A 21,116-nucleotide genomic window follows, 5' to 3' on the forward strand; every position below is an offset into this window, starting at 1 on the left:
TGTGTAACCTTTAATTATGCATATTTCTGAGCAAGAGCAGCGAAAGCATCACCTCTTGCCATAAAGTTGTCGAATTGATCAAAGCTAGCACATGCAGGAGACAGCATCACCATATCACCTGGTTTTAACTGCGAAGATACTTGTTGAATCACATCTTCCATAGTGTCGAAACGTATTGCAGATTCATGCAGTGGCATAAATTCATCGCCATCAGCGCCAAAGCAACACAGTTGCAAGTTAAGCGTCGCGAAGATCGGTTTTAATGGCGAGAAGTCAGCACCTTTGCCAACACCACCAACGAGTAAGTAGAGCTTGCCTGTCGATTCCAAACCAGATAGCGCAGCCATAGTGCTGGCAATATTAGTTGCTTTAGAGTCATTCACCCATTTGACGCCTTGATTATCCGCAACCACCTGGCATCGGTGTGTCAGTCCCGTGTAATTTTTAAGTGCATTCAATGCTTTGTGATAGTTTACGTCCGCAGCTTTTAATAGCGCTAAAGCAACCAGAGCGTTAGATAAGTTGTGCTTACCAACCAACTTAAGCTCATCACTTGCGACAACTCGTTGACCGTGATCGAGCAGCCAAGTACGGTTGCCATCCACCTCGAGACCAAAGTCCTGATTGTCGCTGCCAAATGTCACCAATGGCATCTCTGCGTCTGGGAAGGTGTCTTGATCATCACGGTTCACGACCGCAAGAGCAGCATGGTTAAAAATACGCAACTTGGCTTGTCGATAGTCAGACATGCCTTGATAACGATCCATATGATCTTCAGAAAGATTCAGAAACGCAGCGGCTTTGAGCTTTAAGCTTGACGTCGTTTCTAACTGGAAGCTCGAGAGTTCGAGTACATATAGGTCTGCGTCTTGTTCTAACAAATCCAGTGCAGGCACACCGATGTTACCACCAACGCCAACATCCAAACCTGCAGCCTTAGCCATCACACCTGTGAGGTCGGTTACTGTGCTCTTACCGTTTGAGCCCGTAATCGCGATTACGGGTTTCTGCACCGCCCAAGCGAATAGCTCGATATCACCTACTACTGCCGTACCTTTTGCTAATACGGCTTGGATCTCTGGTGTCGCTAGCGCAATACCAGGGTTGGTCACGATAAGATCCGCGTCAGAAAGCCAGTCTGTATTCCAACCACCACTATGCAGTTGAACACTTTCCGGCAAGCGCTCTGCACCTGGAGGGTTTACACGAGTATCAATGACTTTGACCACAAGTTGTGGCTGATTTTTTCTTAGGTGTTTAACGACAGAGAGCCCGGTAATACCGAGCCCTACGACGACAACACTATGTATGTTTTGCCAACGTTCCATATTTGATCACACTGTAAATCTTATTCTTGGAAAGTGCGATTAACGCACTTTCAATGTCGCAAGACCAATCAGAACAAGAACCATAGAAATAATCCAGAAGCGCACGATTACGCGAGGTTCTGGCCAACCTTTCAATTCGTAGTGGTGGTGAATTGGTGCCATACGGAAAATGCGCTGACCACGTAATTTGTAAGAACCTACCTGCAGGATGACTGATAGCGTTTCCATTACAAATACGCCACCCATGATCACTAACACCAACTCTTGACGAACTAGAACAGCAATGGTGCCCAATGCACCGCCAAGCGCTAGTGAACCTACATCGCCCATGAACACTTGTGCTGGGTAAGTGTTAAACCACAAGAAACCAAGGCCTGCACCTACGATTGCTGTACATACGACAACTAACTCAGAAGCATGTGGTAAGTATGGTATATGAAGGTATTCAGAGAAGTTAACGTTACCGGTCGCCCATGCAATAACCGCGAAGCCTGCTGCAACAAGAACCGTTGGCATGATTGCCAAACCGTCTAGACCATCAGTCAGGTTAACCGCGTTACTTGTACCTACAATGACAAAGTAAGTCAGAATGATATACATCAAACCAAGCTGCGGCATGATGTCTTTAAAGAATGGCACCACTAGCTGAGTTGCTGCTGTGTCTTTACCGTAAGCATACAATGCGAAAGCGACGACAAACGCGATCAACGACTGCCAGAAGTACTTCCAACGCGCGATCAAGCCATCGGTATTTTTGCGTACCACTTTACGATAATCATCAACAAATCCGACTGCACCGTAGCCAAGCAAAACCGTCAAGACCGCCCATACATACGGGTTGGATAAGTCAGTCCAAAGCAAAATCGTGATTGAGATGGCCGCTAAGATCATGATACCGCCCATTGTTGGGGTACCGCGCTTACTAAAGTGAGATTCAGGACCTTCGTTACGCACTACCTGACCAATTTGCAGCATTTGCAAACGCTTGATCATGATTGGTCCCATCCATAATGACAGACCTAGAGCGGTTAATACGCTTAGGATTGCTCGAAAAGACAAGTATTCAAACAATCGGAAAAAAGACAGGTATGGCTGTAGCAGCTCGGCAAGCCAAATAATCATTAATAATACTCCTTCAAAGCAGCAGCGACTTCAAACATACGTGCACCGTTCGCTCCTTTCACCAACATCGTATGGTTTTCAGGAACGGCTTGGTCTAGATGCTGCTTGATGTATTCAATCATCTCTTGGTGCGTCTCAAAATGAATGCCTTGGCAAAGATCACTGATCACCTTGGCGTCTGCACCATATGTGAGAACATGTTCAAATTTTTGTGGGGCAGCATGTTCCCCGACTTGACGATGAAGTGCAAGACTTTCCTCGCCCAATTCCGCCATATTACCTAAAATCAGCCAGCGTTGACCTGGGAAAGCGGCCAATAAATCAACTGCCGCTTTCATGGCTGGCACGCTCGCGTTGTAGCTGTCGTCAATCAATTTTATCTTTTCGCTCAGCGCTTCAACCTCGACGCGACCTTTCACTTTGTTCAAATGTTTAAGGCCAGCGCGAACCTCTTCTAATGTGGCGCCCATTTGTAACGCAATAATAGAAGCAGCGATCGCATTCGCAACGTTGTGTTGACCTATAATACCCAGAGACAGTTCAATTTCTTGTGAGCTTGCTGCGATATGTAAGTCAAAGCTTGCTTCACCTGCGGCGTTCAATACGATGTTAGAAGCGAAGAAGTCTGCATCAGTATTACTTTGTGAAAAAGTAATGACTTTCTTATCTGCTAACACTTCATCCCACTTGGCTTCACCATTGCTGTCTAGGTTAACAATCGCAATACCACCAGCTGAAAGGCCTTGGTAGATTTCACCTTTGGCTTGTTTCACGCCATCGATAGAACCAAAGCCTTCAAGGTGAGCGGCGGCTACATTGTTCACTAACGCGATATCTGGTTTTACTAACTGAGTCGTGTAAGCAATTTCACCTATATGATTAGCACCAAGCTCAATCACGGCATAATCATCATCCTGCTGTGAGCGCAATAATGTCAACGGAACACCAATATCATTATTGAAGTTACCCGCCGTGAATAACACTTTGCCTTTCAATTGCAGGATACTCGCAACCATTTCTTTTACGGTCGTTTTACCGCAACTTCCGGTGATGGCAACGGTAGGTGTTTTGCATGCTTGATGCACCCAAGAAGCAAACTCACCCAATGCAAGTTTGGTATCCGACACCACAATTTGCGGCACATTCACATCTAAGCGTTTTTCTACGAGTAAAGCACCGGCACCTGCATCTACCGCTTGTTGGCAAAAGTTGTGCGCATCAAAGCGCTCCCCTACTAACGCGACAAATAGAGCCCCACGATCAATCGTTCGTGTATCAGTAGAAACCGCGTCAATAAGTAGATCGTCGCCGAATCGCTCGCCACGAGTGATGTCTGCAATTTGAGATAACGTTACTTTGATCATGAGGTCAATCCTAAAAGTTGCATTGCGGACTCGCGGTCGGAGTAATGAATCGTTTCGCCATTACGAATCTGATAATCTTCATGGCCCTTCCCTGCTAACAAGATAATGTCGTTTGGCGAAGCATTTTCAATGGCATAAGACAGTGCTTTGAAGCGGTCATGCTGAACAATCGCTTCAGCAGGTTTTGACAGCCCAGCTAACATGTCTTTCACAATCTGAACCGGGTCTTCGCTGCGTGGGTTATCGTCAGTCAACACCACTCTGTCGCCTAGACGCTCTGCAATTTCCGCCATCATTGGGCGCTTACCTGCATCGCGATCGCCACCACAGCCAAAAATAGCCCACAGCTGGCCTTCACAATGAACTCGTAAAGCTTGCAGCGCTTTTTCTAAAGCATCAGGAGTATGGGCATAATCGACCACGACTTTGGCACGATCCTCAGTTTGGAATAACTCCATTCGGCCGAGTACAGGTTGCAGTTGACCCGCGGTTTCGAGTAACGCTTGTTTCTCTTTACCTAAGCTTAATAAGGTCGCAAAAGCGAGCATTAAGTTGGTTGCATTAAACTCACCAATCAATGGCGCGTGCAATTTACCTGAGCCAAACTTACCATCGAACTTAATAGTAATCCCTGACTCCGCGTAACTGACTTCCGTCGCCCAAATTGCGCTTTCAAATTCAGTGTACGGCTTGAGCGAGACAGCGATCGCATTACTTAACTGCGACGCCCATTGATGACCGACTTCATCATCAACATTGATAATGGCACGTTCACATTGGTGTTGCGTGAACAACCCAAACTTTGCATTGGCATACGCTTCCATCGTGCCATGATAATCTAAGTGGTCACGACTTAAGTTAGTAAACACGCCCGCCGCAAATGATAGTGCTTTGACACGACCTTGCGTCAGGCCATGAGAAGATACTTCTAGCGCGGTGTATGTGGCTTGTTGATTTGCGAGAGAGGAGAGCGTTTTCTGAATTTCAACGGCATTCCCCGTTGTATTCGCAGCTTGTTGCAAGTTATTGAGGAAACCATTTCCTGTTGTTCCCATTACCGCCGCTTTATGGTCAAGCAGTTCTAGCCATTGCGCTATTAACTGGGTAATGGTGGTTTTGCCGTTGGTGCCAGTGACACCAATCAAATCCATATCAGGGTAAGCATAAAGCTTTCCAGCAATTGCGGATAAACGTTGGTCCAACCTATCAATGTAAATGACGGGAACATCATCAATGATTTCCACCGTACCATGTGTTTTGACATCGCAGGCTTGCGCCAGGGCTGCATTTGCACCTTGCTCAATTGCAGAGGCAATGAATTTACGCCCATCCACAACATGGCCAATCACTGCTACAAACGTGGTTCCAGGTTGAACTCTTCGGCTGTCGAGCTCCAATTCAGAAACAAGAACGGACGATAAGCTAGGGCAATCCACCCAAGGGGAAAGCAGCACGTCCATACTGATGGCTTTAGTCATATTTGTTCTCCGAGCTTTGGCTCAGGTTTTCTTAATTTTGTTTGCTCAGTAAACCACAGGGCTTACTGTTGGAATTTGTTTTCGTCAGGTGCAACATTGAGTATTTGTAGCGCGCCTTTCATGATTTCAGAGAAGACAGGAGACGCTACCGAACCACCATAGTAGTCATCACCTTGAGGCTCGTTTACGATCACCACCAAAGCAATTCGCGGATCGCTAACCGGAGCAAGCCCAGCCGTGTAGGTGATGTACTCGTCGCTGTACCCACCGGCAGAAGCTTTACGTGATGTACCTGTTTTCGCTCCCACTCGATAACCAGGAACTGCCGCTCTGCGAGCCGAGCCCCCTTTTTGAGTTACGGTTTCCAACATGTCTAATACTTGACGCGCATACTTCGCACTCACCACTTGACGTGACATGTCATGATCATTGCTTTCAATAATATGAATAGGCTCGTATTTGCCAAGGTTTCCAAGCGTCGCATAAGCATGGGCTAGCTGAATTGGTGTAATTGATAGACCGTAACCAAACGCAATCGTGGCGCGCTCGATTGGCGACCAACGAGTTCGTGTAGGAAAAATACCCGTCACTTCCCCAACTAGGTTTAGGCCAGAAAGCTCACCAAAACCCACTGAACTGTACAACCCTAGGAGCGCCTCTACCGGCATTTGCATTGCTAGCTTCGTCACACCGATATTACTCGACTTTTTAAGGATCGTGGTCAAGCTCGCTTTGCCTACGCGAGAGACATCTCTGACTCGACTACCACCTAAACGTAGGACACCATTACCGGTATCTACGATGGTATCTTTATCGGCTATCCCATTTTCTAAGGCGGCTAAAATCACGAAAGGCTTAATGGTCGAACCGGGCTCCATTGAGTCCGTGATCACTCGGTTACGCATTTGATAGCTTTGCCAATCGCTACGATTGTTAGGGTTGTAAGAAGGAGCATTAACCATGGCCAATACGGCGCCCGTTTTTACATCCAACATGACAACAGAACCTGAAGTGGCGCGGTGGTCCGCAACGGCTTGCTTAATCGCACGATACGCAATCGCCTGTAGACGCTGATCGATAGTTAACTGAAGTGATTTACCTTCTTGCTTGTCTTGCCAAGCAATGTTTTCCACAACACGACCATAACGGTCTTTACGAATAGTTTTCTTACCCGCCGCGCCAGTGAGCCACTCATCGTAGCTACGCTCCACACCTTCTAGGCCATGCCCGTCAATGCCTGTCACACCGACTAAGTGAGCACTAACCTCACCTGCAGGATAATAACGACGAGATTCCGACTTAAGGCCAACACCTGGCAGCTTTAACTCACGAATATAGTTCGCCATGGCCGGACTGACCTGGCGCTGCAAGTAGATAAAGCGGCGTTTTTCATTGCGCTTGATTTTGTCTATTAACCCTTGTCGGTCAATACCAAGAACATCCGCTAATGCATGCCAACTTTTGGTCTGGCTTAACGCGTTTTCTTTAAATATCGTGGCAGGATCTGCCCAAACCGCCTCAACCGGTACACTGACAGCAAGCGGCTCACCATTTCGATCCGAAATAATACCGCGAGCAGAAGGAATGGATTTAACACGAACCGAACGTAGGTCACCTTGTTTAATCAGGTTATCTGGCTCAATGATTTGGATGTAGGCTACGCGTGCCACCAAAAGGGCAAATGCACAAAAAACAAAAAACAGTAATAGATGGAAGCGCCAACGAATCAAGAAAGATTCTTCGACCGCCACTTTCACTGCTTTGTTATCGGTTTTCTTATCCCCCGTAGCCGCTTTCTCTTTTGCTACAGGTTTACGCTTATTGGCTTGTTTCGTGTTGGATTTTTTTCTAATCATTTGAGCGTGACAACCACTTCTTTATCGCCATCAGGTCGTTTCATTTCAAGTTCTTTTTTGGCAAGGTCTTGAACACGACTGTGTTCCGCGAGGGCAGTTTCTTCCAACATTAAGTTACGCCATTCGCTATCTAACCGTTCTCGTTCAACCAACGTGTGATCTTTCTCAGTGATCGCTTGACGCGCATGGTGGGTAGCAAATACCACTCCCATTGCCGATGCCACGATCAATAGCAACAACAGTAATGGCCAGCGACCAACGGTGAGGAGATCCGTCGCAATCAACTTAGCAAGATTAGGAGTGGGTTTCGTCATAATAATTAAAGCTTTTCCGCAATTCTTAACACAGAGCTGCGCGAGCGAGGGTTCATTTCAATTTCTTGTTTGCTTGGCTTAATCGCTTTGCTCACCGCTTTCATATTCGCACTACCAAGAGCACGAATTTGCTCTTCCGTCATTGGAATACCGTGTGGCACTTCAGGCCCTTTGCTCTCTTTACGGATAAAACGTTTGACCATACGGTCTTCCAGAGAGTGGAAGCTAATCACAGATAAACGGCCTTCAGGAGCCAGAATGCTCGCCGCGCCTTTAAGTGCCGTATCAATTTCTTCTAACTCACTGTTGATGTAAATACGAAAAGCCTGGAAAGCACGAGTCGCAGGGTGTTTTTTCTCTTTAAAACTTTTCGGTGCGGCATCTGAAATCAATTTTGCCAGCTGACCAGTGCGAACCATTGGCTCATTTTCTTCGTCTTCACGGTAGGCAACAATCGCTTTTGCAATACGGCGCGCATGTTTATCTTCCCCAAACTCGCGAATGACCCAAGTGATATCATCGAGGTCTGCTTCCATCAACCATTGAGATACTGGAACACCTGATGTCGGGTCCATACGCATATCTAGCGGACCGTCTTTCATAAAGCTAAAGCCACGCTCTGCGTCGTCTAACTGAGGAGAAGAAACGCCTAAATCCAGCAGAACACCATCCACTTTTCCAACTAGCCCATACTCTTCAGCATACTCAGCAATACCAGAAAATGGACCATGAATAATGGTGAAGCGAGGGTCATTGATTTTGCCTGCCTCAGCGATCGCTTGAGGGTCACGGTCGATACTGTACAGTCGGCCATTTTCACCGAGTTTAGATAGAATTGTCCGGCTGTGACCGCCACGGCCAAATGTTCCATCAATATAGACGCCGTCTGGTTTGATAGCTAAGCCATCAATGGATTCATTTAATAACACGGAAATATGTTGGAAGGTTTCGGTCATAGCTTTCTCGTTGAATGATCTTGAAGCGATTCTTTAGTGTACTGATTTCCTACATCATCGCCACCACAAGTCTAAAGTTAGACGTGATTTACGCCAAGTTTATTGGTAATGACATAGTTTGCGTCAATTAAATGCAAAAAACCCATCACTACCGAAGTAGAGATGGGTTTCGAATAGGTGGAGCCGACACATAAGCCGGGTTCTGTTCCGCTTGCGCGGCGGTAGCCATTCGTCTAGGCCAGCAATCACTCACTGGCTCGAGCAACCTACCCGCCTCCTTACGCGAGCAACGCAATGTGGAGGCCTATTTGGTCTTGCTTCAGGTGGAGTTTACCCTGCTACGAACTATTGCTAGTCGTCCGGTGCGCTCTTACCGCACCCTTTCACCCTTACCTGTACCCTTACGGGCCATCGGCGGTCTTCTCTCTGCTGCACTTGTCGTAGGCTTGCGCCCCCCAGGCGTTACCTGGCACCTTGCTCTATGAAGCCCGGACTTTCCTCCCCTTTGTCAGTCTCCCGAAGGACGTCAACGTCAGTCTCCCAAAGGGACTTCGACGTCAGTCTCCCGAAGGACATCAACAAAGCAGCGACTACCCAGTCAGCTCCGAGGGCGGATTGTATAGAGTTCTCACTTCAGAGTCTAGTTAGATCACAGATATGATGAAATGAATGCACTAAGTGATGACTTTTTAGTCAACGTGCCAAAAATAGATAGTAAAAAGGCCGATGCCTAAACATCAGCCCTCATTGACCATTTATCTCGCTAGCGGCACTTAGTCTAAGTTTTCTAAGCCCCATTTATATAGCGCATTCTTCTTCAAGTTATGTATTTCTGCCACCAAAGCAGCTGCTTTTTTCAAAGGCAGCTCTTTGGTCAAAATCCCTAACGTGCGTAAAGCATCTTCAGGTAGTGAGTCGTCTGTTGTTTCACGATGGCCATGTACCAACAATACCATTTCACCACGCTGTTGGTTATCGTCACTTTTCACCCATTCAATCAGCTCACCTAACGGCATGCCTTGAATGGTTTCAAAGGTTTTTGTTAGCTCTCTTGCCAACACAACTTCTCTATCTGGGCCAAGAACGTCTAACATGTCTTGTAGAGAGTCTAAAATACGGTGCGGTGACTCGTAAAAAATACACGTACGCTCTACCGAAGCAATCTCTAGGAATTTATCCTTACGACCTTTGCTTTTCGGTGGTAAAAAACCTTCGAAGCTAAAGCGATCCGATGGCAAGCCAGAGGCACTTAACGCCGTAATGACCGCACAAGCACCTGGAAGAGGCACAACTCTAACGCCCGCTTGACGACATTTTGTCACCAAATGGTATCCTGGGTCGCTGATAAGTGGCGTACCAGCGTCAGAAACTAATGCGATAGACTGACCGGAAAGCAGCTTTTCTACCAAAACTTGTGCTTTTTGCTGCTCATTGTGGTCATGTAGAGCAAAAGTTTTGGTTTGAATATTGAAGTGAGACAGTAATTTGCCCGTATGTCGAGTATCCTCAGCGGCAATGATGTCCACAGTCGACAGAATTTCGATAGCACGTTGGGTGATATCCGCTAAATTTCCGATTGGAGTTGGTACGATATAGAGAGTTGGCCCCTCATTCGGCAACTTATTTTTATCTGTCATTTGTTTACCATCACTTCAACGATTAATATAGAGACAATTTTGTACAAAATTATAGAGAACTCACGGCAATGATTAACCATAAGAGACTCAGTGTACCACGCATACTTACTCCTGTTGCACTAGCAATTACGCTCGCCGCCTGTTCTTCAGGTCCAAGACAGCCTGATGGCGTTGATGTAACACTTGAGCCTACTCAGTCTGTTCAGAACTATATGATCCAAGCTGATAGCACGGAAGGCAGTTTACAAAATGACTGGTTGATCATGGCAACCAAAGCCGCGATTCAAGCAAACCAGTTTGATCAAGCAGAAATGTTGATCAAGCGCCTGGCTCGTCAACAGTTAACCGAAGTTCAGCAAGCAGAGTGGCAACTAGCGCGTGCGACCATACAGCAAAAACAGGGTAATTACTCTCAGTTGCTGCAATTGTTGAATTTTAAACCTTGGTGGAAGTTGCCAAATGAGCAATGGAAAGACTATTACTTGATGCGTGCCGACGCTTATCAAGGTCTTAACCAAGCGTTTGAGGCAAACCGCCAACTGGTTGCATTTGGCCAATATGCATCGTCCGCGGAGCAGAGAGAGATTTCTAGCCGTATTTGGATGAACTTTGGCAGCTACTCCGAGTACGAACTGACCTCATTAGAAACAGAGCCAAATGAAGATGTTTTGGATGGTTGGCTACAACTCGCTATTTATGCGAAAACGCTGTCGGGCAACTTATCCCAACTAAAAAATACCCTAGAACGCTGGTTAAACGAGAACCCATCGCACCCAGCCGCTATCTACACACCAGAAGAGATTCAAAACATTCTCTCTCTAGACATTGTTAAACCAAACAACACCGCTTTGTTACTGCCGCTTACTGGTAAGTTCTCGCCACAAGCGCAATTAATTCGTGATGGTTTTGTGTTTGCGATGATGAATGATCGTAACCGTGATCCAAGCGCTACCCTCACGGTAATCGACACTAATGCGTATAACGCCGACCAAATTAAACAACGTTTGATCAATGAAAACATCGACTTTGTTGTTGGTCCCCTAGAAAAAGAAAACGTTGAGCTATTGCACACAACCATGGATGGCTCAGAAAATGGCCCTACGATTCCAGCCCTTGCGCTAAATATTCCCGAAGATGTGCAACCAGATAGCAATATTTGCTACTTGGCATTATCACCGGAACAAGAAGCCGCACAAGCAGCGAAACACTTGTTCAGCGAAGGCTATAACTTCCCTCTGATTCTGGCACCAAAGGGCAGCTTTGGTGAACGTGTAACTGAAGCGTTCAACAAAGAGTGGCGCAAGTACAGCTCTAATAAAGTCGCAGCAAGTTATTTTGGTGACAAGCGCCAACTTCAAAAAGACATCAATGAAGTATTTGGTCTGCAAGAAAGCAAACAACGTATTGCTCAGATGCAATCACTAATGCGTATCAAGCTTGAAACACAGCCACGTAGCCGTCGTGATGTCGATGCGGTTTATATTGTTGCTAGAAGCACGGAACTGACTTTGATCAAGCCATTTATTGAGGTAGCGATTAACCCAGACGCCAAAGCTCCTCAAATTTTCTCTAGCTCGCGTAGCAACAGTGGCGGCGCGACTTACGAAGATCTAACAGGCATCATCTACAGCGATATCCCATTACTGATTGACCCAGACCCTAGCGTGACCGCTGAAATGAACGAGTTGTGGTCAGAGCAATCTAACATGGAAAAACGTTTGAAAGCACTGGGTATGGATGCGTATAAATTGATTGGGGAGCTGCCACAAATGAAGGTCGTTCCGGGCTACTCAGTTGGCGGCCAAACCGGTATTTTAAGTATCGACAATAATTGTGTTGTACAGCGTGAGCTAAGCTGGGCTGAGCGTGGGGCTCTTTAGCAAGCGCCAAATCGGAAATCAATATGAAGCTCTGGCGAAGCAGTATTTACAACGCCAGGGCTTAAACTTTATTGAACAAAATTTTCTGACTAAGGTCGGTGAGATTGATTTAATCTTCCAACAAGGTGAAACTATTGTGTTTGTTGAAGTCAAATACCGTAAGAACAATCACTTTGGCTCGGCAGCAGAAATGGTGACGCACGCTAAAATGCGCAAGCTAGTCAAAACCGCACAAGTTTGGCTTAGCCAACAAAAGCGCTTAAAACACAATATCGATTATCGATTTGATGTCATCGCCATTCATGATAATGGTCGAGATATCAACTGGATAGAAAACGCAATCTCTGAAGGATAAGCGATGCTAGACAGCATTAAAGACAGCTTTACAGAAAGTATTCAAATTCAAATCGCAGCAGCAGAGGCGCTGCCTGATGCCATTACTCATGCAGCTCAAGCGATGGTGTCGAGCCTGCTTAATGGCAATAAAATTTTATGTTGTGGTAATGGCGGCAGTGCTTCAAACGCTCAACAATTTGTTTCTTGTCTTTTAAACCGTTTTGAAACTGAGCGCCCTAGCCTGCCAGCAATGGCCTTAACCGCCGATAATACCACCCTAACCGCAGTGGCCAACGATTACCACTACCAGGAAATCTTCTCAAAACAGGTACGAGCGTTTGGTCAACCAGGCGACATTTTGCTTGCCATGTCGACTAGCGGTAACAGTAAAAATATTATCAAAGCGATGGAAGCAGCCGTAACTCGAGACATGACGATTATCGCGCTAACAGGAAAAGATGGCGGAGAGATGGCAGGACTGCTCGGTGAGAACGACGTCGAAATTCGTATTCCATCACACCGCACTGCACGTATTCACGAAGTACATATGGTAACACTCCATTGCCTTTGTGATCTTATTGACCAGGTGCTTTTCCCTGCTCACGAAGAGTAACCAAGACTGAGAGTCAGAATTATGATACGTAGCCTTGTTATCTTATTAACAGCATTGAGTTTAAGTGGTTGCGCAGGTTTGTTTATCGCAGGTGCAGCAACCACAGCGAATATTGTCACGGACACACGCACGACAAAACAAATCTGGCAGGACAATAACATTGAATTCGAAGTTGCGGCGATCGGCAATAAAGCACCGTTTAAAGGTGAAGTACGTGTCGTTGCCAGTTCATATAATGGGACTGTAGTCCTTATGGGACAAGCTCCGACACAAGACCTTATCCTTGCTTTAGAGCGAAGAGCTAGAGAAGTTAGTGGTGTAAAAGTCATACACAATCAAATCAAACAAAAAGAACCACTCACTGTTACCCAGATTAGCAATGACAGCTGGATCACAACCAAAGTAAAGTCAGCTTTGCTTACTGATTCTGAGCTTAATGGTGTTAAGGTTAAAGTGATCACCGAAGATGGCGATGTTTTTCTGTTTGGTTATGTCACACCAGAGCAAGGCGATCGAGCGACAGAAATCGCACGTAATATCTCAGGCGTAAAACAAGTCATTAAAGGGTTCCAATACGGCGAAATGGAGCCTGTTGAAGTGGACTTACCGAGTGACGGTGTACAAACAATAGAAAGTAAGGCAAGCACAGAAAGTGAAGAGAACGTCGAAGTCTTTACGATTAGTGAGTAATTTCCAAAGTCTGGCTTGAAATCATCTTCAACAAGTTAAAAAGAAAAAAGCAGCGTTACGCTGCTTTTTTATTATTTAATCACTCTTAAGCTTGGTTTGCCTTTTGGTCGAGGAGCATCGTCCTCTTCGGCATCTGAATCAGAAACTAACTCAGAAGGCTCATCACTAACCGTTGTGAACGATGGGGATGATTCTTCCTCGGTCATCGCTTCTTCTTCGATGTGAGTGTACGCTTCTTCTGGTTCAAACATAGTACCAGCACCATTCTCACGTGCATAAATAGCTTGAACAGCATACACAGGCACGATCACTGAGTGCGGACGACCGCTAAAGCGAGCATGGAAGGTAATCGCATCATTACCTAACTCAAGATTACCCACTGCACGTGGCGCAATATTCAAAATAATTTGACCATCTTGAATAAATTCAACCGGGACACGCACCCCTGGCATTGTTGCATCCACAACCAAGTGAGGAGTCAAGTCATTGTCTACTAACCAGTCGTAAAATGCGCGAAGCATATACGGGCGGCGAGCAGTCATTTTTGCAATATCCATAACGTGTTTTAAATCGCTTAGCGAACTAGGCGCATTTCACGTTCAGCTTCAGTCAAAGAAGCAAGGAACGAATCACGTTCAAATACGCGGTTCATGTATACCTTGATTTCTTTTGAACCAGGGCCAACAAGATCGATACCAAGTTGAGGCAAACGCCACAATAGTGGAGCTAGGTAACAATCGATCAAGCTGAATTCTTCGCTCATGAAGTACTCATATTCAGCAAAAATTGGCGCTAACGTCAGAAGATCATTACGCAGCTTTGTGCGTGCTTTTTCTGATTCTTCCGCATTACCTTTCATCACTTTTTCAGCGAGTGAATACCAGTTGCGTTCGATACGGTACATCATCAAGCGGCTGTTGCCACGAGCAACAGGGTAAACCGGCATTAGAGGTGGATGAGGGAAGCGCTCGTCCAAGTACTCCATGATGATTTTTGAATCGTAAAGAGCTAGCTCACGGTCAACAAGAGTTGGCACTGATTTATATGGGTTTAGCTCAACAAGCTCAGCAGGAAGGTTTGCTTCGTCAACAAGCTCAACTTCAACACTTACGCCTTTTTCAGCTAGTACAATGCGAACCTGATGGCTATACAAATCTGATGCACTTGAGAAAAGAGTCATCACAGAACGTTTATTGGCAGCTACAGCCATGGAGCCCTCCAGTACACTTACAAATAAAAACAATGGAGGCTAAGCCTCCATTGTACATCAATTAAAATTGGGAATTAGCACGGTATTTTAGCACAATTAATGCACATCGCGCCAATACTCTTTCTTGAGCATCACAACAACGATGGTTAGAAGCACTAAGAAGCCCATTACCCACCAGCCTAAAGCATGACGCTCAAGCTGCACTGGGTCACCTGAATAAACTAAGAAGTTAACGAGATCGCCAACCGCTTTGTCATATTCGCCTTCACTCAGCTCACCCGTGCCATCGGTTTCAGTACCAACAACAACTTGTACTTCTTCGCCATCTACGATTTTCGTATCGTAAATCGGCGTCGGGATGCCCTGTAGCTCTTCAAGTACATGCGGCATACCAACACTCGGGAAGACGATGTTGTTCACGCCGAATGGACGAGATGGATCAACATAGAAAGAGCGTAAGTAAGTGTATAACCAATCAGCACCACGAACTCGTGCAACCAACGTAAGATCTGGTGGTGGAGCACCAAACCAGTTTGCCGCTTGCTTCGGTGGCATAGCATTGACCATTAGATCACCGATTTTCGCTTCAGGATTGAAAATCAGGTTTTCTTTCATTAAGTCTGTTGGAATTTCCAAGTCTGTTGCTACACGCTCGTAACGCTGGTATTGCGTAGAGTGACAAGCAAAACAGTAGTTCATGAACAACTTCGCGCCGTTTTGTAGCGAAGCTTTATCCGTAAGGTCAACATTCGCTTTATCAAGCGGAACGTTAGCCCCCGCTGCCATCGCTAGTGATGGCAACATAGCAAATAGAATTACAATCCACTTCTTCATTTGAATGTCACCCTCTCTGGTAATGGTTTGGTTGCTTCATTTTTGCTGTAGAAGAACAGCAACACAAAGAACATGAAGTAACACAAGCTAAAGATCTGAGATAGTAGTGTGTACGTTGGTGTCGCAGGTAACGCACCTAAAATACCCAGAGCGATAAAGGCGATAGTGAACTGTACAATATTCAACAGATGAAGTTTGCTACGGTAACGGTATGAACGAACTTTACAACGATCCAACCAAGGTAGAACAAACAGCACTGCAATTGACGCGCCCATTAGGATAACACCTAATAGTTTGTCTGGAACCGCACGTAGGATTGCGTAGAACGGCGTGAAGTACCATACCGGAGCAATATGCTCTGGTGTCTTCAATGGGTTTGCAGCTTCAAAGTTAGGCGGCTCAAGGAAGTACCCACCCATTTCTGGGTTAAAGAACAGCACGTAACAGAAGAAGAACAAGAAACCAGCAACACCGACCAAGTCCTTAACCGTGCCGTACGGATGGAAAGGAATCGAATCAATGATGTCATATTTCTTCGTGTAGTAATCGTGGAACTTGAATTGCGTTTTGTAATCGTCGCCCATTGAGCCTTTTGGCAGCTTAGTTTCGATACCATCCGGGTTGTTTGAGCCTACTTCGTGCAGCGCCAATACGTGCAGAACAACAAGAAGAAGCAAAACAATAGGCAGGGCAATAACGTGTAGTGCGAAGAAACGGTTTAGCGTTGCACCAGAGATGATATAGTCACCACGAATCCAAAGCGTTAAGTCATCACCGATAACAGGAATAGCACCAAACAGGGAAATGATTACCTGCGCACCCCAGTATGACATCTGACCCCATGGAAGTAGGTAACCCATGAACGCTTCAGCCATGAGAACAAGGAAGATCAACATACCGAAGATCCACAATAGTTCACGAGGTTTTTGGTATGAACCGTAGATCAAACCACGGAACATGTGAAGATACACAACAACGAAAAACGCTGACGCGCCAGTGGAATGCATGTAACGCAGAAGCCAACCGTACTCTACATCACGCATAATGTATTCGATAGACGCAAATGCACCGTCACCTGAAGGAACATAGTTCATCGTTAGCCAAATACCCGTTAGGATTTGGTTAACAAGAACCAGCATCGCCAGAGAACCGAAAAGGTACCAAAAGTTGAAGTTCTTAGGCATTGGGTATTCAGACAAATGCTTTTTATAAGCATTCATTGCAGGAATACGCTTTTCAACCCAATCTAACATTGCTTGCATTATGCATCTCCCTCATCAACACCCACAATGAGCTTGGTATCGCTCAAATACATGTGCTTAGGAACGACAAGGTTCAACGGAGCAGGTACTCCTTGGAACACTCGACCAGCCATGTCGAACTTAGAACCATGACAAGGACAGAAGAAGCCAGATCTTACGCCCTGCACCTGCTCTGAGAAAGAGTCAGGTAGATAGGTTGGTGAACAACCTAAGTGGGTACAGAAACCAACTGCGACGAAAAACTCTTCCTTAATCGAACGAAACTCATTCTGAGCGTACTCAGGCTGCTGCTCCATTTCAGATTGTGGATCGCGAAGCTTATCACCGATCGATTTTAAGTTATCCAGAACGCTTTGAGTGCGGCGAACAATCCATACAGGTTTTCCCTGCCACTCAACACGAACCAGCTGACCTGGTTCAATTTTACTTATATCCACTTCAACCGGTGCGCCCGCCGCTTTGGCTTTAGCACTCGGATTCCATGATTTGATAAAAGGCACGGCGACGGCGACTGCCCCTAACCCACCAACAACTGCCGTTGTAGCGGTTAGAAAACGCCTGCGACCGTTATTTAAAGGCGCGTTGCTCATCCAAACATTCTCCCATTTGCTCCCTTTGGATCGTTATTATTCCGCTTATAAGAGCATGGCTAACAAATAATGAATTTAGTTCTATTTATTGGAGGGAAATGATAAAGAAAACCCTACTTTTTGACAAGATAAAGCTACCTTTTTGTAACATTTGTGAGGCAAATCGCTCGCGTCGTCACAAAAGCGGCAGAATTATAAAAAATTGATGTGATTTGTAACAAGAAAGCACCACATAGAAGCCCCGCTGAAAGCGGATAAAACCTTTTATCTTGGTAGTTTTCAGTTAATTACACAGAGAAATATTTCGTATTACGCGTTCAGTTTACTGTGTTTATATTTTCAATTTTGTAGCACGCAGAATGCTCAAAAAGGAACGTAAGTCATTTTAAAACATGTTACAGGAAGAATAAGATACAAAGACATTCCTGCTGATGAATACATCTATGCTGCATCGCAAGAGAAAGCGTGGTGAGTCGCGATTAAATAAGGCACACATATAAAACGGCACTGACAACCTTTCGACGAAGAGGACGAATAAGAAGGCCTGCTCGGAGTGTGATGATAAGTGAAGGCTGTTCGTTGCTTGAAGACAAGTATGATGTCTTTAAATACAAAAAAGCCCGGCATAGAGCCGAGCTTTTGGTACACAGTTTCCAGAGTAACTCTGAAAGCATAATTCCCGATAAGAGGAAATTAACGCTTAGAGAACTGTGGACGACGACGTGCTTTACGTAGACCAACTTTCTTACGTTCAACGCAACGAGCGTCACGAGTAACGTAGCCAGCTGCGCGTAGAGCAGGACGTAGAGACTCATCGTATTCCATAAGCGCGCGAGTGATACCGTGACGGATAGCACCAGCTTGACCAGAAATACCGCCGCCTTTAACTGTTACGTAAAGGTCTAGCTTTTCAGTTAGTTCAACTAGCTCTAGAGGTTGTTGTACAACCATACGTGCTGTTGGACGACCGAAGTATTCGTCAAGGTTACGCTTGTTTACTACAATGTTACCGCTGCCTGGTTTAATGAAAACACGTGCAGCTGAGCTTTTGCGACGGCCAGTGCCGTAGTATTGATTCTCTGCCATTTTCGAAATCCCCAATTAGATGTCTAGTACTTGTGGTTGTTGAGCAACATGGTTGTGCTCAGCGCCCGCGTAAACTTTTAGCTTACGGTACATAGCACGGCCTAGAGGACCACGTGGAAGCATGCCTTTAACTGCAAGCTCAAGAGCCATCTCAGGTTTACGATCGATCAACTTTTCAAAAGTGATAGATTTTAGACCACCTGGGAATTCAGAGTGACGGTAGTACACTTTGTTCTTAGCTTTGTTACCAGTTACAGCAACTTTCTCAGCGTTGATAACGATGATGTAATCACCAGTGTCAACGTGAGGAGTGTATTCAGCTTTATGTTTGCCACGTAGGCGAGATGCAATTTCACTTGCTAGACGGCCAAGAGTTTTACCTTCAGCGTCTACAACGTACCAGTCGCGTTTTACAGTTTCTGGTTTAGCAACGAAAGTTTTCATGCTAACAATAACCCGTTAATTAAATTTTAAACTTTAAAGGAACACCCAATAGTGCTCCCACACTGTCTAAGAGCCCAGTCATCACCCCTTCGAGTCGTTGGTACTCTCGACCTTCAATTTCGAAATAACTTCGATAATCAGGTCTGCAGTAACGGTGGGTCGCAGGATTATAGAGAAGAGCGAAGAAAAAATCACCTTTTTTTGCGCCAAATCACTAATTTTTTCTTCACTTTTTTAAGAACCCATTGGATCTAGGCCAAATGTTCACGCGCGAGATACTCATGACTTTGCATCTCAGTAAGCCGAGACAAACAGCGCTTAAATTCGAACTCTAACTGCCCATCAGTATATAAGTCGGCCATTGGCACTTCAGCAGAAATAATCAACTTAACATTGCGCTCGTAAAACTCATCGACCAGCGCGATAAAGCGTCTCGCCGCATCATCGATTTTTCGGTTCATTTGTTGAACATCTGCCAGTAATACCGTGTGGTAAATACGAGACAATTCAATGTAGTCATTTTGACTGCGAGCAGTTTGACACAACTGAGCAAACGACGCATGCAGCACCCCGTCGCTTGCTTCAATCACCGCTAGTTGACGGTGGTTAACTTCGATTTGATGAGCAACAAACTGACGCTCTCCAGTCAGCTGCTGATAATATTTGTTAAGGTTTATGCTAGCCTGCTCATCAAGCGGGTAATGGTATATTTCAGCCTGTTCTAACGTTCTTAAGCGATAATCAACGCCACTATCGACATTCAACACTTCACAACGTGCCAAAATCATATCGATCGCGGGCAAAAAGCGCGCTCTTTGCAAACCGTTACGATATAAGTTCTGCGGCTCGATGTTTGAAGTCGCGACTAGGATCATCTGCCGCTTGAACATTTCTTGAAGTAGCGTTGCAAGGATCATCGCATCAGTAATGTCGGAAACAAAAAATTCATCAAAGCAAACCACATCTGCTTCTTCTTTAAATTTATCCGCCACTTTTGATAGAGGATTTTCGACATCACCTAACAGCTTCAACTCATCATGTACTCGATACATAAATCGATGGAAGTGGACGCGCATTTTTCTTTGGGTCGGTAAAGCATCAAAAAATGCGTCCATAAGGTAGGTTTTACCGCGACCTACCCCACCCCAAAAGTAAAGGCCTTTTGGTGGTTCAGGCTTGTCGATTTTTTTCCCCATTAGCTTTTGCCATTTGGAAAGCTGAGGCACAGGCGCTGACTGAAATTCAACGATAGCATGGTAAAGCTTGTCTAATGCAACGACCGCTTGATACTGAGCTTCATCACGCTGAAACCCGTGTTCTGCTATGTCTTTTTGATATTGTTGTAGTGGTGTCATCGTATTAAGTCGTATAGAGGTATAGAGAAAAGGGTTACCTCGGGGTCAACTTTGAGAATAGAGAGAAGTAGTTATCAGTCCCCGAAGACATACTGCTATTTTTCTTTATCGGCTGTTCAAGCCATAGTAACATGGACGAGCACCGCGTGTAACTAAGTAGTAAAAGACTTGTTAAAACAACTATAAGGAGCAGTTATGCCTTGGATTTATGCCATTGTGGGTTTGCTGGTCGGTACAATCGTAGGCGTAGTCATTAGTAGACTAACCACCCCTGAATACAAGAAACAAAAGTCTGTGCAGAAAGAACTTGAAGCGGCCAAGTTTGAATTAGAGCAACAACGTCAAGAGCTCGTCGATCATTTTGCACAAACCGCAGAAATGTTGGACACCCTAGGTAAAGATTACACCAAGCTATACCAACATATGGCCAAGACCTCTTCTGAGCTTTTGCCAAACTTACCAGAACAAGACAACCCGTTTGATAAGAAAACGGCAATGTCGTCTGAAACTATTGCAGAAGATCAACCAGAGTTTAACGAACAACCAAAAGACTACGCTAATGGCGCCACCGGTCTTTTGAAGGATCAAGAGAAAGAAATCATTAATGCTCCCGAAGCGGTAACCGCAAAAGCATCATAATCCTCTCTTACTTCTATCTAGGGCCGATACATTTGTATCGGCCCTTTTTTGAACTTTTTCACCTCACCTTCGCTCTAACTTGGATGTGCACTGCCTCCCCTTTTGATTGTCCGAACTAGACC

21 protein-coding genes and 1 other RNA gene are annotated in these 21,116 nt (G+C 45.4%); 5 read left to right on the top strand and 17 right to left on the bottom strand.

All coding sequences use genetic code 11. The annotated features are described in order from the left end of the window. Positions 1–14: 14 nt before the first annotated feature. From murD to rsmI, 9 genes are all read right to left on the bottom strand, one after another. Positions 15–1,328 carry a UDP-N-acetylmuramoyl-L-alanine--D-glutamate ligase gene (gene murD, locus L3V37_RS14655; RefSeq protein ID WP_237306512.1) on the bottom strand — a complete coding sequence of 438 codons (1,314 nt, stop codon included), beginning with the start codon at positions 1,326–1,328 and terminating at the stop codon, positions 15–17. 39 nt (positions 1,329–1,367) lie between these two features. Next, positions 1,368–2,450, bottom strand: coding sequence for a phospho-N-acetylmuramoyl-pentapeptide-transferase (gene mraY / locus L3V37_RS14660; RefSeq protein WP_005372931.1), 1,083 nt, complete (start codon positions 2,448–2,450; stop codon positions 1,368–1,370). Then, a complete protein-coding gene (gene murF / locus L3V37_RS14665) occupies positions 2,450–3,814 on the bottom strand; it encodes a UDP-N-acetylmuramoyl-tripeptide--D-alanyl-D-alanine ligase (RefSeq protein WP_213909604.1) in 1,365 nt (454 codons plus the stop codon). The genes mraY and murF overlap by 1 nt, the downstream gene beginning before the upstream one ends. After that, on the bottom strand, positions 3,811–5,292 hold the full coding sequence (gene murE, locus L3V37_RS14670) for a UDP-N-acetylmuramoyl-L-alanyl-D-glutamate--2,6-diaminopimelate ligase (RefSeq protein ID WP_237306513.1): 1,482 nt from the start codon (positions 5,290–5,292) through the stop codon (positions 3,811–3,813). Before murE ends, murF begins: the two co-directional genes overlap by 4 nt. Before the next feature lie 62 nt (positions 5,293–5,354). Next, complete coding sequence (locus tag L3V37_RS14675) at positions 5,355–7,148, bottom strand: penicillin-binding transpeptidase domain-containing protein (RefSeq protein WP_086046525.1); 1,794 nt, start codon at positions 7,146–7,148, stop codon at positions 5,355–5,357. Continuing rightward, the gene (gene ftsL / locus L3V37_RS14680) at positions 7,145–7,462 is read right to left on the bottom strand and encodes a cell division protein FtsL (RefSeq protein ID WP_005387405.1); all 318 of its coding nucleotides are present in this window, start codon (positions 7,460–7,462) and stop codon (positions 7,145–7,147) included. Before ftsL ends, L3V37_RS14675 begins: the two co-directional genes overlap by 4 nt. A gap of 5 nt (positions 7,463–7,467) precedes the next feature. Beyond that, a complete protein-coding gene (gene rsmH, locus L3V37_RS14685; RefSeq protein WP_005372918.1) occupies positions 7,468–8,418 on the bottom strand; it encodes a 16S rRNA (cytosine(1402)-N(4))-methyltransferase RsmH in 951 nt (316 codons plus the stop codon). A gap of 175 nt (positions 8,419–8,593) precedes the next feature. Beyond that, an RNA gene (gene rnpB / locus L3V37_RS14690) (RNase P RNA component class A) lies at positions 8,594–9,024 on the bottom strand. A 167-nt stretch (positions 9,025–9,191) separates the two neighbouring features. Further along, a complete protein-coding gene (gene rsmI / locus L3V37_RS14695; protein WP_005372907.1) occupies positions 9,192–10,055 on the bottom strand; it encodes a 16S rRNA (cytidine(1402)-2'-O)-methyltransferase in 864 nt (287 codons plus the stop codon). A gap of 68 nt (positions 10,056–10,123) precedes the next feature. On the opposite strand from rsmI, the gene L3V37_RS14700 reads away from it, so the two are divergent. From L3V37_RS14700 to L3V37_RS14715, 4 genes are read left to right on the top strand one after another with little or no spacing between them, the layout of a single operon-like run. Next, positions 10,124–11,935, top strand: a complete 1,812-nt coding sequence (locus L3V37_RS14700) for a penicillin-binding protein activator (protein WP_005372905.1) — start codon at positions 10,124–10,126, stop codon at positions 11,933–11,935. Continuing rightward, on the top strand, positions 11,922–12,290 hold the full coding sequence (locus L3V37_RS14705; RefSeq protein WP_005372903.1) for a YraN family protein: 369 nt from the start codon (positions 11,922–11,924) through the stop codon (positions 12,288–12,290). The genes L3V37_RS14700 and L3V37_RS14705 overlap by 14 nt, the downstream gene beginning before the upstream one ends. A 3-nt stretch (positions 12,291–12,293) precedes the next feature. Further along, positions 12,294–12,884, top strand: coding sequence for a phosphoheptose isomerase (locus L3V37_RS14710; protein ID WP_005372901.1), 591 nt, complete (start codon positions 12,294–12,296; stop codon positions 12,882–12,884). Between the two features lie 21 nt (positions 12,885–12,905). Beyond that, entirely contained in the window at positions 12,906–13,574 is a 669-nt protein-coding gene (locus L3V37_RS14715) for a BON domain-containing protein (protein WP_130544762.1), read from the top strand. Between the two features lie 71 nt (positions 13,575–13,645). On the opposite strand, the gene sspB is transcribed toward L3V37_RS14715, so the two are convergent. The 8 genes from sspB to zapE form a co-directional block, all read right to left on the bottom strand. Continuing rightward, a complete protein-coding gene (gene sspB, locus L3V37_RS14720) occupies positions 13,646–14,131 on the bottom strand; it encodes a ClpXP protease specificity-enhancing factor (RefSeq protein WP_005387408.1) in 486 nt (161 codons plus the stop codon). A 17-nt stretch (positions 14,132–14,148) separates the two neighbouring features. Further along, positions 14,149–14,784, bottom strand: a complete 636-nt coding sequence (gene sspA, locus L3V37_RS14725; protein ID WP_005372897.1) for a stringent starvation protein SspA — start codon at positions 14,782–14,784, stop codon at positions 14,149–14,151. 96 nt (positions 14,785–14,880) lie between these two features. After that, entirely contained in the window at positions 14,881–15,618 is a 738-nt protein-coding gene (locus L3V37_RS14730; RefSeq protein ID WP_005372881.1) for a cytochrome c1, read from the bottom strand. After that, positions 15,615–16,880: a cytochrome bc complex cytochrome b subunit gene (locus L3V37_RS14735; RefSeq protein WP_005372880.1), complete on the bottom strand. Its 1,266-nt coding sequence runs from the start codon at positions 16,878–16,880 to the stop codon at positions 15,615–15,617. Before L3V37_RS14735 ends, L3V37_RS14730 begins: the two co-directional genes overlap by 4 nt. Next, on the bottom strand, positions 16,880–17,470 hold the full coding sequence (gene petA / locus L3V37_RS14740) for a ubiquinol-cytochrome c reductase iron-sulfur subunit (RefSeq protein WP_005372877.1): 591 nt from the start codon (positions 17,468–17,470) through the stop codon (positions 16,880–16,882). Before petA ends, L3V37_RS14735 begins: the two co-directional genes overlap by 1 nt. A gap of 693 nt (positions 17,471–18,163) precedes the next feature. Further along, positions 18,164–18,556, bottom strand: a complete 393-nt coding sequence (gene rpsI / locus L3V37_RS14745) for a 30S ribosomal protein S9 (RefSeq protein WP_005372876.1) — start codon at positions 18,554–18,556, stop codon at positions 18,164–18,166. 15 nt (positions 18,557–18,571) lie between these two features. Beyond that, positions 18,572–19,000 (bottom strand): 50S ribosomal protein L13, encoded by a 429-nt coding sequence (gene rplM, locus L3V37_RS14750; protein ID WP_005372872.1) that lies wholly within the window; start codon positions 18,998–19,000, stop codon positions 18,572–18,574. A 251-nt stretch (positions 19,001–19,251) separates the two neighbouring features. Continuing rightward, entirely contained in the window at positions 19,252–20,355 is a 1,104-nt protein-coding gene (gene zapE, locus L3V37_RS14755; protein WP_005387411.1) for a cell division protein ZapE, read from the bottom strand. 195 nt (positions 20,356–20,550) lie between these two features. Between zapE and zapG the strand changes: the two genes are divergently transcribed. After that, positions 20,551–20,994 carry a Z-ring associated protein ZapG gene (gene zapG, locus L3V37_RS14760; protein WP_005379861.1) on the top strand — a complete coding sequence of 148 codons (444 nt, stop codon included), beginning with the start codon at positions 20,551–20,553 and terminating at the stop codon, positions 20,992–20,994. Positions 20,995–21,116: the final 122 nt, after the last annotated feature.

This window comes from Vibrio sp. D54, assembly GCF_021728075.1.
GTDB classification, from domain to species: Bacteria; Pseudomonadota; Gammaproteobacteria; order Enterobacterales; family Vibrionaceae; genus Vibrio; species Vibrio alginolyticus.

Coding starts and splice junctions, on each gene's coding strand:
- murD (WP_237306512.1), bottom strand. CDS start 1,328: ATGGAACGTTGGCAAAACATACATAGTGTTGTCGTCGTAGGGCTCGGT.
- mraY (WP_005372931.1), bottom strand. CDS start 2,450: ATGATTATTTGGCTTGCCGAGCTGCTACAGCCATACCTGTCTTTTTTC.
- murF (WP_213909604.1), bottom strand. CDS start 3,814: ATGATCAAAGTAACGTTATCTCAAATTGCAGACATCACTCGTGGCGAG.
- murE (WP_237306513.1), bottom strand. CDS start 5,292: ATGACTAAAGCCATCAGTATGGACGTGCTGCTTTCCCCTTGGGTGGAT.
- L3V37_RS14675 (WP_086046525.1), bottom strand. CDS start 7,148: ATGATTAGAAAAAAATCCAACACGAAACAAGCCAATAAGCGTAAACCT.
- ftsL (WP_005387405.1), bottom strand. CDS start 7,462: ATGACGAAACCCACTCCTAATCTTGCTAAGTTGATTGCGACGGATCTC.
- rsmH (WP_005372918.1), bottom strand. CDS start 8,418: ATGACCGAAACCTTCCAACATATTTCCGTGTTATTAAATGAATCCATT.
- rsmI (WP_005372907.1), bottom strand. CDS start 10,055: ATGACAGATAAAAATAAGTTGCCGAATGAGGGGCCAACTCTCTATATC.
- L3V37_RS14700 (WP_005372905.1), top strand. CDS start 10,124: ATGATTAACCATAAGAGACTCAGTGTACCACGCATACTTACTCCTGTT.
- L3V37_RS14710 (WP_005372901.1), top strand. CDS start 12,294: ATGCTAGACAGCATTAAAGACAGCTTTACAGAAAGTATTCAAATTCAA.
- L3V37_RS14715 (WP_130544762.1), top strand. CDS start 12,906: ATGATACGTAGCCTTGTTATCTTATTAACAGCATTGAGTTTAAGTGGT.
- sspB (WP_005387408.1), bottom strand. CDS start 14,131: ATGGATATTGCAAAAATGACTGCTCGCCGCCCGTATATGCTTCGCGCA.
- sspA (WP_005372897.1), bottom strand. CDS start 14,784: ATGGCTGTAGCTGCCAATAAACGTTCTGTGATGACTCTTTTCTCAAGT.
- L3V37_RS14730 (WP_005372881.1), bottom strand. CDS start 15,618: ATGAAGAAGTGGATTGTAATTCTATTTGCTATGTTGCCATCACTAGCG.
- L3V37_RS14735 (WP_005372880.1), bottom strand. CDS start 16,880: ATGCAAGCAATGTTAGATTGGGTTGAAAAGCGTATTCCTGCAATGAAT.
- petA (WP_005372877.1), bottom strand. CDS start 17,470: ATGAGCAACGCGCCTTTAAATAACGGTCGCAGGCGTTTTCTAACCGCT.
- rpsI (WP_005372876.1), bottom strand. CDS start 18,556: ATGGCAGAGAATCAATACTACGGCACTGGCCGTCGCAAAAGCTCAGCT.
- rplM (WP_005372872.1), bottom strand. CDS start 19,000: ATGAAAACTTTCGTTGCTAAACCAGAAACTGTAAAACGCGACTGGTAC.
- zapE (WP_005387411.1), bottom strand. CDS start 20,355: ATGACACCACTACAACAATATCAAAAAGACATAGCAGAACACGGGTTT.
- zapG (WP_005379861.1), top strand. CDS start 20,551: ATGCCTTGGATTTATGCCATTGTGGGTTTGCTGGTCGGTACAATCGTA.